General features: G+C 66.9%; 13 protein-coding genes. 7 read left to right on the top strand and 6 right to left on the bottom strand.

All coding sequences use genetic code 11. The features are described from left to right. Positions 1 to 23: 23 nt before the first annotated feature. On the top strand, positions 24 to 200 hold the full coding sequence (locus AC1DZY_RS06075; RefSeq protein WP_476819189.1) for a Flp family type IVb pilin: 177 nt from the start codon (positions 24 to 26) through the stop codon (positions 198 to 200). Between the two features lie 10 nt (positions 201 to 210). Here the strand turns inward: AC1DZY_RS06075 and AC1DZY_RS06070 are convergent, their stop codons facing one another. After that, positions 211 to 1104, bottom strand: a complete 894-nt coding sequence (locus tag AC1DZY_RS06070; RefSeq protein ID WP_476819188.1) for a LysR substrate-binding domain-containing protein — start codon at positions 1102 to 1104, stop codon at positions 211 to 213. 156 nt (positions 1105 to 1260) lie between these two features. Between AC1DZY_RS06070 and AC1DZY_RS06065 the strand changes: the two genes are divergently transcribed. Continuing rightward, positions 1261 to 1620 (top strand): DUF1127 domain-containing protein, encoded by a 360-nt coding sequence (locus tag AC1DZY_RS06065; RefSeq protein WP_476819187.1) that lies wholly within the window; start codon positions 1261 to 1263, stop codon positions 1618 to 1620. Positions 1621 to 1900: 280 nt separating this feature from the next. Then, complete coding sequence (locus tag AC1DZY_RS06060) at positions 1901 to 3796, top strand: methyl-accepting chemotaxis protein (protein ID WP_476819186.1); 1896 nt, start codon at positions 1901 to 1903, stop codon at positions 3794 to 3796. A 75-nt stretch (positions 3797 to 3871) separates the two neighbouring features. Here the strand turns inward: AC1DZY_RS06060 and AC1DZY_RS06055 are convergent, their stop codons facing one another. From AC1DZY_RS06055 to AC1DZY_RS06040, 4 genes are all read right to left on the bottom strand, one after another. Next, complete coding sequence (locus AC1DZY_RS06055; RefSeq protein ID WP_476819185.1) at positions 3872 to 4819, bottom strand: DUF937 domain-containing protein; 948 nt, start codon at positions 4817 to 4819, stop codon at positions 3872 to 3874. Then, the gene (locus AC1DZY_RS06050) at positions 4800 to 6230 is read right to left on the bottom strand and encodes an MATE family efflux transporter (RefSeq protein WP_476819184.1); all 1431 of its coding nucleotides are present in this window, start codon (positions 6228 to 6230) and stop codon (positions 4800 to 4802) included. Before AC1DZY_RS06050 ends, AC1DZY_RS06055 begins: the two co-directional genes overlap by 20 nt. Then, complete coding sequence (locus tag AC1DZY_RS06045) at positions 6227 to 8089, bottom strand: monovalent cation:proton antiporter-2 (CPA2) family protein (protein ID WP_476819183.1); 1863 nt, start codon at positions 8087 to 8089, stop codon at positions 6227 to 6229. Before AC1DZY_RS06045 ends, AC1DZY_RS06050 begins: the two co-directional genes overlap by 4 nt. A gap of 124 nt (positions 8090 to 8213) precedes the next feature. Next, positions 8214 to 8861 (bottom strand): glutathione S-transferase family protein, encoded by a 648-nt coding sequence (locus tag AC1DZY_RS06040; protein ID WP_476819182.1) that lies wholly within the window; start codon positions 8859 to 8861, stop codon positions 8214 to 8216. 133 nt (positions 8862 to 8994) lie between these two features. Between AC1DZY_RS06040 and ispH the strand changes: the two genes are divergently transcribed. The 4 genes from ispH to AC1DZY_RS06020 all read left to right on the top strand — a co-directional run bounded on the left by ispH (position 8995) and on the right by AC1DZY_RS06020 (position 12428). After that, positions 8995 to 9996 carry a 4-hydroxy-3-methylbut-2-enyl diphosphate reductase gene (ispH, locus tag AC1DZY_RS06035; protein WP_476819181.1) on the top strand — a complete coding sequence of 334 codons (1002 nt, stop codon included), beginning with the start codon at positions 8995 to 8997 and terminating at the stop codon, positions 9994 to 9996. Between the two features lie 12 nt (positions 9997 to 10008). Next, on the top strand, positions 10009 to 10974 hold the full coding sequence (locus tag AC1DZY_RS06030) for a homoserine kinase (protein ID WP_476819180.1): 966 nt from the start codon (positions 10009 to 10011) through the stop codon (positions 10972 to 10974). Between the two features lie 321 nt (positions 10975 to 11295). Then, the gene (gene rnhA, locus AC1DZY_RS06025) at positions 11296 to 11742 is read left to right on the top strand and encodes a ribonuclease HI (protein WP_476819179.1); all 447 of its coding nucleotides are present in this window, start codon (positions 11296 to 11298) and stop codon (positions 11740 to 11742) included. Between the two features lie 104 nt (positions 11743 to 11846). Beyond that, positions 11847 to 12428 carry a hypothetical protein gene (locus tag AC1DZY_RS06020; protein WP_476819178.1) on the top strand — a complete coding sequence of 194 codons (582 nt, stop codon included), beginning with the start codon at positions 11847 to 11849 and terminating at the stop codon, positions 12426 to 12428. A gap of 231 nt (positions 12429 to 12659) precedes the next feature. Here the strand turns inward: AC1DZY_RS06020 and AC1DZY_RS06015 are convergent, their stop codons facing one another. Beyond that, complete coding sequence (locus AC1DZY_RS06015; RefSeq protein ID WP_476819177.1) at positions 12660 to 13109, bottom strand: N-acetyltransferase family protein; 450 nt, start codon at positions 13107 to 13109, stop codon at positions 12660 to 12662. Positions 13110 to 13247: the final 138 nt, after the last annotated feature.

The following is a 13247-nucleotide window of genomic DNA, read 5'->3' as shown; positions in this document are numbered from 1 at the left end:
TTCTGGCGGGTATTATCGCCAGTATGGAGCGCGTCAGGACATATCTTCGGGACTTCGCCGCCGCCGAACAAGGCGCGACGGCGATCGAATATGGCCTGATCGCCGGCCTGATCTCGATCGTCATCGTCACCGGCGCGACCCTGATCGGCCAATCGGTCATAGACTTCTTCACCAAGGCCGCCGCCGGCTTCAAGAGCTGACGCAGGCGCGCTATTCCGCCGCCGTCTTGAAGCTCTGCAGGTTGTCCAGGCTCTGGATGATGTGCTCGGCCAGCGCGTTCGACAGCACCGAGGGGTCGAAGCGCGTGCGCAAAAGCCCGATCTTGCAGGATGGCAGCGCCGCGAACCCCTCGCTTGGTCCCAGGATGCGCATGCCGGGCCTGACGGCGCTCTCCGGCAGCACGGACACGGCAAGGCCCGCCACCACCGCCGCGCCCACCGCCGTCGAGTTCCAGCTCGCATAAAGCACGCGGAAACGCCGGCTCTTGGTCTCCAGCGCCTCCACCGCGGCCTGACGCCAGTTGCAGGTCGGGCGGCCCAGCGCCAGCGGCAGCGGATCCTCCTCATGCACGCCGTGGCGCGCCGATGTGACCCAAAGCAGCGGCTCGATCCGGATGATCTCGCCCTGGCCGCGGCTTTCGACATGGGTGATGATGGCGAGGTCGATATCCCCGGTGGCGATGCGCTCGGCCAGCATCGGCGTCGGCTCGCAGACGACGGTGACCTCCGCGCGCGGATTGGAGCGGGCGAAACGGGCGAGGATCTCCGGCAGATAGCGGTCGGCATAGTCGTCGGGCACGCCCAGCCTGATCCGGCCCTTGAGATCGGCGTCGGTGAAGCTCGCGACGCATTCGAGGTTCAGCCTGACGATTCGGCGGGCATAATCGAGCAGCCGCTCACCGTCCTCCGTCAGCTTGGCGTGGCGCCCGTCACGCCCGAAAAGCGGCCGACCGACGCGCTCTTCCAGGCGCTTCATCTGCATCGAGACGGCCGACTGCGTCTTGAAGACGATCTCGGCTGCGCGGGTGAAGGAGCCGGTATCGGCGATGGCGACGAAGGTCTTCAACTGGTCGGCATCGAGCACATGCGCCATGGCGGCCCCCATTCCCGGTTCATCAATATCCGTGCTGTGAAGCATCATAAGCATTCGTTTGGCTTATGGCCAGCCAAAAGCTATCCTTTGGTCATGCTCAGGTTTTGCCAGCGGTGCGTCCGGGCAAAATCGGAGATGCCCGTCGCTTTTGAACCCCAGGAGGCCGTCATGCTGCTCATGACCTTTGCCACGAAGTCGTTTGCGTCCGTCTCGGTCGTCGCCACGCGCGTCACGACCACGGTTTTCGCCGGCGTGGTGTCCCTGACCAAAGCGATCGTTCACCGCCGCGAGATCCTGCAACTGACGGAGCTCGATGAGCGCGGATTGAAGGACATCGGCCTCGTCCGTTCGGATGTGGAAGGCGCGCTCGCCACCTCCTGGCTTCGGGATCCGTCCGCCTTCCTGGCCTCGCGCTCCAGCGCGAGCTCCAGCGTCGCCTCGGCGCGGCGCGAGGAAGGTCTTCGCCAGACGCTGGTGAAGCCCTCGGTCAAGCCGATCACCGAACATGCGGTTGCGTGCAGCGCCTGACCCCTTGGGGCTGCGAGTTCCTGCGGGCGGAGGCTTCGTGCTTCCGCCCTTTTTCATGTCTGGCGGGTGGGATTGCATGAAGCGATTCCGCTCCTTTCGCGCTGAAACGAGGCGCTGGAACAAACAGGTTCGGTAAAACCGCCCCGTTCGGTGCTCGTTTGCCGGGAAATTCTCGGACTAGTCCGAAAGGCCTAACCCAAAATTCACCAAATTCGACGATTCTCCCGCTTCATGAGGCATGCGCAGCGGCGCGGGCCGGCCCTGCACGAGGATATCGACGATGCGGTTTTCCCTTCGCCTCCAGGATCTCTCGATCCGGACCAAGATCGCCATGCCGCTGGTCATCATCGGCGCGATCAGCGGGGCGACGGCGGTCTATGGCGGCATGGAGTATGGGCGGATCCAGAAGACCTATTCGGACCTGATCTACCAGCGCTCGGCGGCGATCCTCGATTCGGCAGAGGCGACCCGCACGATGAGCGACATCCTGCGCGATCTCTACAAGGCGATCGCCTATCCCGAATACATGAAGCAGCTCGACACGGCGCTCAAGGCGGTCGAGCAGTCCTATAGCGGCGCGCAGATGCAGCTGATGAACGCCAAGATCAGCTTTCCCGTCCGCGCCGCCGATTTCGACGCATTGTCCCGGCGCTTCGTCGCCCTGAAAGGTCAGATCGACGATATCGTCAAGCAGGCGGCCAAGGACGAGGACCTCGCCGCGCTCTCGGTGATGTCGCAGCTCGATATCTCGATCAGCGCGATCGTCGCCGACGCCAGCAAGCTCAACAACGAGATCAAGAACGACACGCAGGCCCATTCCGACGCGCTCGACGCGGAGGGCCGAAGCCTGCACCAGCTGATGCTCCTGCTGACGGCGCTCGGCATGCTGCTCGGGCTCGCCGGCGCGATGCTGCTGTCGACCCGCACGATCACCCGCCCGCTCGGCGGATTGAAGCTGCGCATGGGCGATCTTGCGTCGGGCAATTACGACGTCGCCATCGACGGCCAGGCCCGCAAGGACGAGATCGGCGCGATGGCGCGCGCTGTCCAGATCTTCAAGGACAACGGCCTGGCCGTGCGGCGGCTCGAAGCCGAGACGGCCCAGGGTCGCGAGGCGTCCGAGGTGCAGCGTCACCAGATCGAGGGCGAGCGCGCCGCCAATGCGCAGGAGCAGGCGCGCCTTGCCCACGAGCAGGGCCAGGTCATGGGCCTGCTCGCAGAGGGGCTCGACCTGCTCTCGCAGGGCGATTTGACCTATCGCATCGACGCGCAGGTGGCCTCCGCCTACGAGAAGCTGCGCGACGACTTCAACGCGGCGGTCAGCCATCTCTCGCAGACGGTCATGACGATCCAGTCGACCACCGGCGACGTCGGCAACGCGGCGCGCGAGATCAATATGGGCGCCGACGACCTGTCGAAGCGGACGGAGGAGCAGGCCTCGTCACTCGAAGAGACGGCGGCGACGACCGAGGAGCTCGCAGCGTCGGTGAAGGCCTCGGCCAATGCCTCGCGGCAGGCCGTGGCGCTGGCGGATGAGGCCATGAACGTCGCCCGCAAGGGTGGCGCGATCGTCGGCGACGCGGTTGCCGCGATGACGCGGATCGAGGCCGCCTCGAAGAAGATTTCCGATATCACCTCGGTCATCGACGAGATCGCCTTCCAGACCAACCTGCTGGCGCTGAACGCTGCGGTGGAAGCGGCCCGCGCCGGCGATGCCGGCAAGGGGTTCGCGGTCGTCGCCTCGGAGGTCCGCACGCTCGCCCAGCGCTCATCGGAGGCCGCCAAGGACATCACGGCGCTGATCACCGAATCGGGCGTGGAGGTGGCGCAGGGTGTCGGCCTCGTGCGTTCGGCCGGCGAGGTGCTGGAGCGCATCGTCGAGGCCTCGCGCAAGGTCTCGGCCACCGTCTCCGACATCTCTGCCGCGTCCGCGGAACAGGCCAACGGCATCGACGAGATGAGCCAGACCGTCGCCCATATGGACGAGATGACCCAGCAGAATGCAGCTTTGGCCGAGGAAAGCGCCGCCAGCGCGACCCAGCTCAGCGGACAGATCACACGCCTGAACGAACTGGTCGCAAGCTTCCGCACCGGTGGCGATGCCGGGGAGTTACGCGGTCTCTCGGCGGCGATGGCGCGCGGTGAGCAGGACTGGCAGGAACGTCGCGTCGCCTGAACGGACTCTGGCTGTCTCGGCAAAAGGGCGGGCGCGCAGGCGCCCGCCCTTTGTCGTTTCCGTGCGGCGTTGGCTTCAGCGCCGGTTCTGGCCGCCGAACATGCCCTCGAAGATCGACTTCAGCGCGTCCTGATGGCTGTCCTGCACCTGCCGGCCGTGTTCGAACATCTGGTTCAGCGCGTCGAGCCCGATCGAGCCCGGCCCGGTCTGCGCCGATGACGGGGTGTCTGCCGGTTCGTCCTCGGGCTCCGGCTCGGGCCGGCGGCGCTGTTGCGGCGCGCTTTGCGGCGGCTCGGCCTGCTGCCCGCCGCCCAGCATGCCGGTCAGGATCTGGCCGAGGATGCCGCCGCCCATCTGCTCCATGCCGGTCTGCCCGCCCGGCATCTGGCCGCCGCCGAAGGGGCCGCCGCCCGGCGCCTGGCCGGGCATCGGCGCCTGGGAATTGCCGAACAGGCCGCCGAGGATAACGTCGAGCGGGCTCGACGGGTTTTGCGGCATTGGCGAGGGCGCTGGCTGCGCGCCCGGCATCTGCCCGCGCATCATGTCGCCGATCTGGCCGAAAATCCCGCCCATGCCCTGGCTGCTGGCCGATTTGAAAAGGCCGCCCATCACCATCGAGGCGATGATCGGCAGCATCTGCTTGAGGATCGCCTGCCCGACGCCGCTGGTCGCTGCGGCCTGGGCCGCGACCGCGTTGCTGACCTCCTTCGAGCCGAAGAGCTGGCTCAGCACATCGTTGCCCATCGGCGTCGCCTGGCTCGGAATGCCGGCCGCCGGCGTCTCGAACATCTTCGCGAAGGGCGAGGCCGTCATCATCTGGGCGAGGTTGCCGAAGGCGTAAGGGTCCTGCGTCTGGCGCTGCAGCCCCATCGAGAAGGCCGGCAGCAGCGCGTCCATGGCGCTCTGGGTCTGCTGCGGCGTGAGCCCGTATGCCTTGGCGATATTCTGCATCGCCTGCCCGTTCTGGGCGTTCTGCATCATCTCGAACAGGTTCATCATGGCTTTAGCCTCCGGCGCGCTCATGGTCTGCTGCCGCCTGAGCAGGGACGATAGCAGCGCGGGACCTCGAGGCAAGCGCGTCGCTGGCGCCGGCCTTGCGCTCGAGCCCGGCGATGCCGCGATAGGCGAAGGCGAGCGCGACCACGCCGAACAGGACGGCCCCGAGCGCCGAGCCCGCGAGCGCGCCCTTCGGCCCCCAGTAATGCGCGCCGAGCAGGGACAGCGGCACGGTGCCCAGTGTGGCGCGGCCCCAGCTGAACAGCGTCGAGAGGATCGGCATGCCCAGATTGTTGAAGGCGGCATTGGCGACGAAGAGCAGACCGACGAAGATCCACATCGGCCCGGCGATCAGGCAGAAGAACTGCACCAGCTCCGCCGTCAGGCCGGTTGCGCCGAAAGCCGTGACGATCGGCCCGCGCAGCAGCAGCAGCGCGATCCAGGCGACGACAACGCAGGCGATGGCGAAGATCGCCGCGTCGGTGAAACCCTTGCGCATCCGGTCGAAGCGGCCTGCGCCCCAGTTCTGGCCGAGAATCGGCCCGATCGCGCCCGACAGCGCAAACAACACGCCAAAGGCGACAGGCACCAGACGGTCGATGATCGCGAGCCCCGCGATCGCGGCGTCGCCGAAGCGCGCCATCACACCGGCAAAGACGGCGTTGGCGATCGGCGTCGAGAGATTGGTCAGGATCGCTGGCCCGGCGATCGCCATCGTGGCGGCGGTATCCATGCCCAATGCCGCCGACGACGGCCGCGCGACCATATCGTGGACCTTGACCGCGCCATGGAAGCCGACGCTCGCGATGATGATGCGTGACAGCACGATGGCGACGGCCGCGCCGTCCGGGCCAAGGCCGAAGCCGAAAATGAAGAGCGGATCCATCACCGCCGTCGCCAGCCCCCCGGCCAGCGTCACGAACATGGCCCGCCTTGCGTCGCCGACGGCGCGCAGCACGCCCGAGAAGCCCATGCCGACCGCCATCAACACGTTGGATGGCAAGACGATCCACAGGAAGGACAGCGCGACCGCATAGGATTCGTCATGCGCGCCCAGCGCCCGCAGCAGCACCGGCAGGCAGGGCAGGACGATCAGGGTCAGAGCCACCGCCGCGATCGCCATCAGCGCGATGGTCGAGCCGGCCATGCGGCGCGCACCGACGCGGTCGCCGCTTCCCAGCGCGCGCGCCGTCAAGGCGCCGACCGCGATCATCAAGCCGATATTGATCGAGACCATCAGGTAGAGAACGATCGTGGCGTAACCGACACCCGCCGTCGCTTCCGGCCGCCCGAGCCAGGAGACGTAGAGCAGCGACAGCAGGTCGACGACGAAGATCGCCATCAGCCCGACAGAGGCCGTCGCGGTCATCACCGCGACATGGCGCATCAGCGAGCCGGTGACGAAGACCGCCCGTGGCGTTCCGGCGGGAGCGTTCACCGCTCGGGCTCGCCGACGCCGCCGACCGCGACTTCGGCTCCGCCGTCCTCGATGACCTCCTGCGTCTCCTGCGTGAGCGCCTTCGACTTGCCTTTGGGCTGGACCAGCGGCTCGGGCGTGACGCGCGGCACCTTGTTCAGCGCAGCCGCAATGCCCTCGGTGAACTGTATCTCCATGCGCTGCGCGTCGCGGTCGCGGACATGGTCGATGACGAGGCTCGCCTCGTCATAGTTGAGGCCCAGCCCCTCCAGCGTGACGCGGCCGAAGCCGAGCGCCGATTCGAAGGTCTCGCGCATCTGGTAGTCGACGCCGGCCTTCATCAGGTCGATGGCGTGGATGCGGTCATAGGCGCGCACGTTCAGCCGGACATTGGGGAACTCGGCCTTGGCCATCTCGACGATGCGCAGCGCCGCGTCCTTGTCGTCGATGCAGACGCAGAGCACGCGGGCCTTGCCGACGCCGGCCGCGCGCAGCACGTCGAGCCTGGTGCCATCGCCATAATAGATCTTGAAGCCGAATTTCGCGGCCGAGCGGATGCGCTCGACATCTGAATCGATGATCGTCACGTCGACATGCTGGAGCAGCAGCGCCTGCGTCACGATCTGGCCGAAGCGGCCGAAGCCGACCACGACGACCGAGGCCTTGCCCACGTCGGTGAAATCCTCCTCGATCGTCTCCGGCTCGATCCGCGCCAGCAGCCAGATGTCGATCAGCTTGGCGACGACGGGGCCGATCAGCATCGAGAGCGCCGCCAGCGCGGTCGCGATCGCGCCCTGCCGCTCGTCGAGCAGGCCAAGCGAAATCCCGAGCGGCAGCAGCACGAAGGCGAATTCGCCGGCGGGCGAAAGCAGCGCGCCGGCGCGCACGGCCTCCGTCAGCGAGGAGCAGGAGGCGCGCAGGATCGAGCCCGCGACGACGATCTTGAACAGCACCAAAAGCGGCGCGGCCAGCGCCAGCAGCAGCCAGTTGTCGAGCACGAGCTGCAGATCGAGCGACATGCCGACGGCCATGAAGAACAGGCCGAGCAGCACGCCGCGGAAGGGCTCGATATCGGCTTCCAGCTCATGGCGGAAATGCGAATCCGCCAGCAGCACGCCCGCCAGGAACGCGCCCATCGCCATGGAGAGCCCGACATGCTCCATCAGCAGGGCGGCGCCGAGCACGATGAACAGCGCGGCCGCCGTCATCACCTCCTTGGCGCCGCTCTTGGCGAGGATGCGGAAGAACGGGTTCAGCACATAACGGCCCGCCAGCACGATGATCGCGATGGCGGCGAATGCGATGCCGAGGCTCGCCATCGCCTGTCCAGCCCCGCCGGGCCTGGCCTCCGTCGTCGTCGCCAGCAGCGGCAGGAAGGCCAGCGCCGGCGCGATCGAGATGTCCTGGAACAGCAGGATCGAGAAGGTGCGCCGGCCATAGGGCTCGTTGCCGTCGCCGCGCTCCTCCAGCAATTGCAGCGCGATGGACGTCGCCGACAGGGCCAAAGACAGCCCGACCGCGATCGCGCCGCCAACCGACAGCCCGAACCACCAGCCGATCCCGCCGATGATGCCGGCGCTCAGCGCCATCTGCGACAGGCCCGCGCCCAGAATGTCCTTGCGCATCGAATAAAGCCGCGCCGGCTGCAATTCGAGCCCAACCAGAAACAGCAGCAGCACGACGCCGATCTCGGCCGTGCCGCGGATCGCGTCGGGATCCTTGATCACGCCGAGCACCGAGGGGCCGATGACGACGCCGGCCGCGAGATAGCCCAGCACCGCCGACAGCCCGATCCGCCGGAACAGCGGCACCGCGATCACGGCGCCGGCGCAGAAGGTCAGGATCGGCGGCAGATAGCTGGTGTGGGATACGTCTGCCATGGAGCGCTCATCGGCTGGAAGCGCCGGCGTCCAGAGGCCGACGCGCCCAATCTAGGCGGTCGCCGTCGATCCTGCGAGGGCAGCGCGGCCACAATGGCCTGCAAGCGTGCGCTGCGTCCTGAGCTCAGGCCGGCGCGTTCTCGCGGAAGGGCTGCATCTGCGCCTCCAGCGCACGCGCGAAGGCCGGCCGCGCCAGGCAGCGCTCACGATAGGCCGTCAGCGCCGGAAAGCGCGTTATGATCTCGTCGGGGACATCGCGCAGCACGCAGGCCATGATCAGGTCGCCGGCGCTGAAGCGGCCGTCGAGATAATCCTTGCTGCCAAGCCACTGATTCAGGGACTGCAGGCGCTTGGTCACCATCTCGACGATCTGCGGACGGCGTTCGATCGTCCAGGCCTCGCCCTTGTGGAAGATGTCGGTGCTGGCGAAGCCCGCGACATGCGGCTCGATCGAGTTCAGCGCGGCCAGGATCCAGGTCGCCACCCGGGCCCGGCCGGCCTCGTCCTCGGGCGCCAGCGCCACGGATTTGCGCGAGAGATAAAGCACGATCGCGCCCGACTCGAACATCTCGACCTCGCCGTCGCGATAGGCCGGCACCTGCCCGAAAGGCTGCCAGGCGCGATAATCCTGCGAAGCCTGGTCGTCGCGGCCGAGCAGTGTCGCCTCGTAAGGCAGGCCGGCCTCCTCCAGCGCCCAGCGCACGCGCAGGTCGCGGACATGGCCCTGCGCGAAGGGCGGCACCCAGCGGAAGGCGGAAACATGGATCGTCATGGCGTGAGCTCCCTCGTTGGCCGGGGGCAGGGTCTACGTTCCTGCCGATCAAATACTTAACCAAGTGGTAATGTAATGTCAATTCCGGCTCGTATGCGGCGGGCATTCCTTGACATCGCCAGCATCGCGCCGAATGAAGGCGGCTTGTTTCTGGAAGGTCCCGACCGCCTTGGGCAAGCCGCCGCTCGACATTCTGCTTTGCGCGCCGCGCGGCTTTTGCGCGGGCGTCGTGCGCGCCATCGACGCGGTCGAGAAGGCGCTGACCCTGCACGGCGCGCCGGTCTATGTCCGCCACGAGATCGTGCACAACAAATACGTGGTCGAGTCTCTGAAGCGGAAAGGCGCGGTCTTCGTCTCCGAGCTGTCGCAGGTGCCCGATTCGTCGCGGCCGGTGATCTTCTCCGCTCATGGCGTGGCCAAATCGGTGCCGACGGAAGCTGGCCAGCGCAACCTCTTCGCCATCGACGCGACCTGCCCGCTGGTGACCAAGGTCCATCGCGAGGCCGAGGTCCACCACAAGCGCGGGCGTCACATCCTGCTCGTCGGCCACGCCGGCCATCCCGAGGTGATCGGCACCATGGGGCAGTTGCCGCAAGGCGCGATCACGCTGATCGAGACGCTCGACGATGTCGCGACGCTGAGCCCACCTGCGGACCAGGCGCTGGCCTATGTCACGCAGACGACGCTCTCGGTCGACGATACACGCGAGATCGTCGAGGCCCTGCAGCGGCGCTTTCCGGCGCTGATCGCGCCGCACAAGGAAGACATCTGCTACGCCACGACCAACCGGCAGGAGGCGGTCAAGCGCGTCGCGCCCCATGTCGAGGGCCTGATCGTGGTCGGCTCGCCCAACTCGTCCAATTCTCAGCGCCTGCGCGAGGTGGCCGAGCGCGCCGGCTGCCCGGCCGCCCGCCTCGTCCTGCGCACCGACGAGATCGACTGGTCGGTCTTCGGCAACATCCGCAGCCTTGGCCTGACGGCCGGCGCGAGTGCGCCCGAGGTGCTGGTCGAGGAGATCATCGACGCTTTTGCCGAGCGCTACGAGGTCCGCGTCGAGACGGTCTCGACCGCCGACGAGAGCGTGTTCTTCCCGCTGCCGCGCGAATTGCGTGACGCGCCCGCCGCAGCCGAGTGATCGAGAACAGCCTTGGCCGTCTATACCGAAGTTCCAGACGACGAGATGGCCGCCTTCGTGGCGCGCTATGGCATTGGCGACCTGCTCTCGGTCAAGGGCATCGCCGAGGGCGTCTCGAACTCGAACTTCCTGCTCCACACCACGCAGGCCTTCTTCATCCTGACGCTCTATGAGGAGCGCGTCGACGCCGCCGACCTGCCCTTCTTCATCGGGCTGATGGAGCATCTCGCCGGACGCGGGCTGATCTGCCCGCAGCCGGTCAGGATGCTGGACGGCCAGACGGTTGGGCGGCTCGCCGGACGCCCCGCCGCGATCGTCACCTTTCTCGACGGGCTCTCGGTGCGCCGGCCCAATGTCGCCCATTGCGCAGGCGTCGGACGCGGCCTGGCGCTGCTGCATCAGGCCGGCGCCGATTTCGCCATGGAGCGGGTCAACTCGCTGACGGTGCCCGACTGGCGGCCGCTGGCGGAGCGGGCGGGCGGCGCCGCCGATACCGTCTCGCCCGGCCTGAGCCGGCGCGTCATGGCCGAGATCGCGGTGCATGAGGCGTCCTGGCCGCAGGGCCTGCCGAGCGGCGTCATCCACGCCGATCTCTTTCCCAACAACGTCTTCTTCCTCAAGGATCGGTTGTCGGGGCTGATCGACTTCTATTTCGCCTGCACCGACGCCTTCGCCTACGACCTCGCCATCTGCCTGAACTCCTGGTGCTTCGAGGCCGATTCCTCGTTCAACCTCACCAAGGGGCAGGCCCTGCTGGCGGGCTATGAGAGCGTGCGGCCGCTGACGCCCGCCGAGGTCGACGCCCTGCCGCAGCTTTGCCGCGGCTCGGCGCTGCGCTTCCTGCTGACCCGGCTGGTCGACTGGCTGAACGTACCGGCGGGCGCGCTGGTGAAGCCGCATGATCCGCTGGAATACGACCGCAAGCTCGTCTTCCACCAGCGCGTCAGGGACGCGCACGACTACGGGCTGAAACGATAATGGCCGTAACCCATCGGAATGAAACGCGGGGAACCCCTCTCCCGAGTGGGAGAGGGGCAGGGGTGAGGGCCGGACGGCGCCGAAACGGGTGCGGCGCGCTCCGCTGCCACGTAGCTGCAGATCACTGGTCTTGGGGCCGTCACCTCACCCCTGCCCCTCTCCTTACAGGAGAGGGGTTCCCCGCGCTGTGTCTCCGCGGAAGGGGCCTGCCATGAGCGACGTGATCGAAGTCTGGACCGACGGTGCGTGCTCCGGGAACCCTGGCCCAGGCGCGCTTGGGGCTTGCCCCATTCGCGCGAAAGACAATAGCCGGGGCTGGCCATGAGCGACGTGATCGAAGTCTGGACCGACGGTGCGTGCTCCGGGAACCCCGGCCCCGGCGGCTGGGGCGCGATCCTGTCCTACAAGGGCACACAGCGCGAACTGTCCGGCGGCGAGGCGATGACCACCAATAATCGCATGGAGCTGATGGGAGCGATTTCGGCGCTGGAGACGCTGACGCGGCCCTGCACGGTGGCTGTTCACACCGACAGCCAGTATCTGCGCCAGGGCATCACGGCGTGGATCCATGGCTGGAAGCGCAATGGCTGGAAGACCGCCGACAGGAAGCCTGTGAAGAACGAGGAGCTCTGGAAGCGCCTCGATGCCGCGCTCGGCCGCCACAAGATCGAGTGGAAATGGGTCAAGGGCCACGCAGGCAACGAAATGAACGAGCGTGCCGACGAACTGGCGCGGGCGGGCATGGCGCCGTTCAAGCCGGGGCGGTGAAGCCCGGTTCGAGGCGCCTCTTGCGGTGACGCCTGATTTTTGACGCGGTCCAGCCTGACGGTTAAGCGGTTGTTTCAAACGACGAGATCGCGGACGCTTGCCAGATGTTCGGATCACCAATAGTCGCCAGCTTGACCGGGCTTTGTGCGGTAGGTGGTGTCATTGTCGGGGCGTACTACGCTTCGGTGCCTGCAATTCTCGGCAAGACGGATTTCGAGATCGCCGGCGTCGCGACGAAGGCTCGCCTCGAATGGTGGTGCTGCGAGCAGGGTCGGCCCTTCAGCAAGATCGGCATCATTTCGGGCAGCGGGCAGGAAACCGTCGCGAGCGGCTGGGCCGAGCTCGCGTCCAGCCGCGCCAGCTTTTATCTGACGCCCGAGAACTGGCTCATCGTCTTGACTCCCAAGGCCGGCATTGTCGCCTTCAGACCAACCAGTACCGACGTTTTCGAAGACGCGCGCTCGACGACCCCCAAGAACGGCCATCCTTCCGAATGGCGCTATCTCGGCGCCGTCGACGGAACGCCGACCCCGAAGCCGAGCTTCAGGTTTTACTCGCCGTCCGAGCAACGCGAATGCATTCCCATGCTGGGTGTCAAATTCGAGCAGCGCGCCAGATTTCGTCTGCAGCACCAGTCGAACGGGACTTGCAACGCCTCCGAAACTGCGATCGAGCAGCGCAACTAGCGCTTGCTGCTTCAGCACGGAACCACTCCCGTCATCCTGGGCGAGCGTAGCTCGGCCCGGGATCCATCATAGGACACGACAGCGCCCTATGATGGATCCCGGATCTGCGCCGCTGCGCGGCTTGTCCAGGATGAAGCGGTGGTTCCGGGAAAAGCAGCACGCTCTGACCCGGCCCGCGAGGCTCGGCGACGGATCGGGATCGGACTTTGCCGATCGCATCGTTCCGCGCCCTCAGCCCAGCGGCTGCCGGTACACGATGAAGCCCGATTTGTCGGCGACCTTGTCGTAGAGCGCCTGTCCTTGCAGGTTGGTTTCATGGGTCTGCCAGTAGACGCGAAAGCAGCCCTTCTCCTGCGCCATCATCCGCACGGCCTCGATCAGCAGACGGCCCGCGCCGGTGCCGCGTGCGTCGGGAGCGGTAAACAGGTCCTGCAGGTAGCAGATGTTCCTGATGTTCCAGGTCGAGCGGTGTATCACCCAATGCACGATGCCGATCGCCTTGCCGTCGCGCTCGGCGATGAAGCCGCCCATCGGTTCGGCGCCGCCGGTCAGCCGCGCGAAGGTCTCGTCATGGATTTCGGGCGCGAGCGAGGCTTTGTAAAACGTCAGATAGCCCTGCCAGAGCGGGTTCCAGGCAGCGCGGTCGGATGCCGCGAGCGGGCGGATGGTGGTCTGCGACATGGCCGGGCTCCCCGAATGATCGCGGAAGGCTAGCGTGGCCGCCCACGGCTGTCTCATGACAAGGCGCAATCGGATCGATCACGCAGGATTCGGTAAGAGAATTCGGCCCTGACTTCCGCTCCCGACCCTTTGCAGAAG

It is taken from the genome of Allobosea sp. P2_A10, from assembly GCF_056405115.1.
Note: the sequence above shows the minus strand (reverse complement) of the source record. Positions and strands in the feature narration are given on the sequence as shown.

What these genes read in the sequence shown, in the direction of transcription:
- AC1DZY_RS06075 (WP_476819189.1), top strand. Translation starts at nt 24, where the DNA reads ATGGAGCGCGTCAGGACATATCTTCGGGACTTCGCCGCCGCCGAACAA.
- AC1DZY_RS06070 (WP_476819188.1), bottom strand. Translation starts at nt 1,104, where the DNA reads ATGGGGGCCGCCATGGCGCATGTGCTCGATGCCGACCAGTTGAAGACC.
- AC1DZY_RS06065 (WP_476819187.1), top strand. Translation starts at nt 1,261, where the DNA reads ATGCTGCTCATGACCTTTGCCACGAAGTCGTTTGCGTCCGTCTCGGTC.
- AC1DZY_RS06060 (WP_476819186.1), top strand. Translation starts at nt 1,901, where the DNA reads ATGCGGTTTTCCCTTCGCCTCCAGGATCTCTCGATCCGGACCAAGATC.
- AC1DZY_RS06055 (WP_476819185.1), bottom strand. Translation starts at nt 4,819, where the DNA reads ATGAGCGCGCCGGAGGCTAAAGCCATGATGAACCTGTTCGAGATGATG.
- AC1DZY_RS06045 (WP_476819183.1), bottom strand. Translation starts at nt 8,089, where the DNA reads ATGGCAGACGTATCCCACACCAGCTATCTGCCGCCGATCCTGACCTTC.
- AC1DZY_RS06040 (WP_476819182.1), bottom strand. Translation starts at nt 8,861, where the DNA reads ATGACGATCCATGTTTCCGCCTTCCGCTGGGTGCCGCCCTTCGCGCAG.
- ispH (WP_476819181.1), top strand. Translation starts at nt 8,995, where the DNA reads ATGAAGGCGGCTTGTTTCTGGAAGGTCCCGACCGCCTTGGGCAAGCCG.
- rnhA (WP_476819179.1), top strand. Translation starts at nt 11,296, where the DNA reads ATGAGCGACGTGATCGAAGTCTGGACCGACGGTGCGTGCTCCGGGAAC.
- AC1DZY_RS06020 (WP_476819178.1), top strand. Translation starts at nt 11,847, where the DNA reads ATGTTCGGATCACCAATAGTCGCCAGCTTGACCGGGCTTTGTGCGGTA.
- AC1DZY_RS06015 (WP_476819177.1), bottom strand. Translation starts at nt 13,109, where the DNA reads ATGTCGCAGACCACCATCCGCCCGCTCGCGGCATCCGACCGCGCTGCC.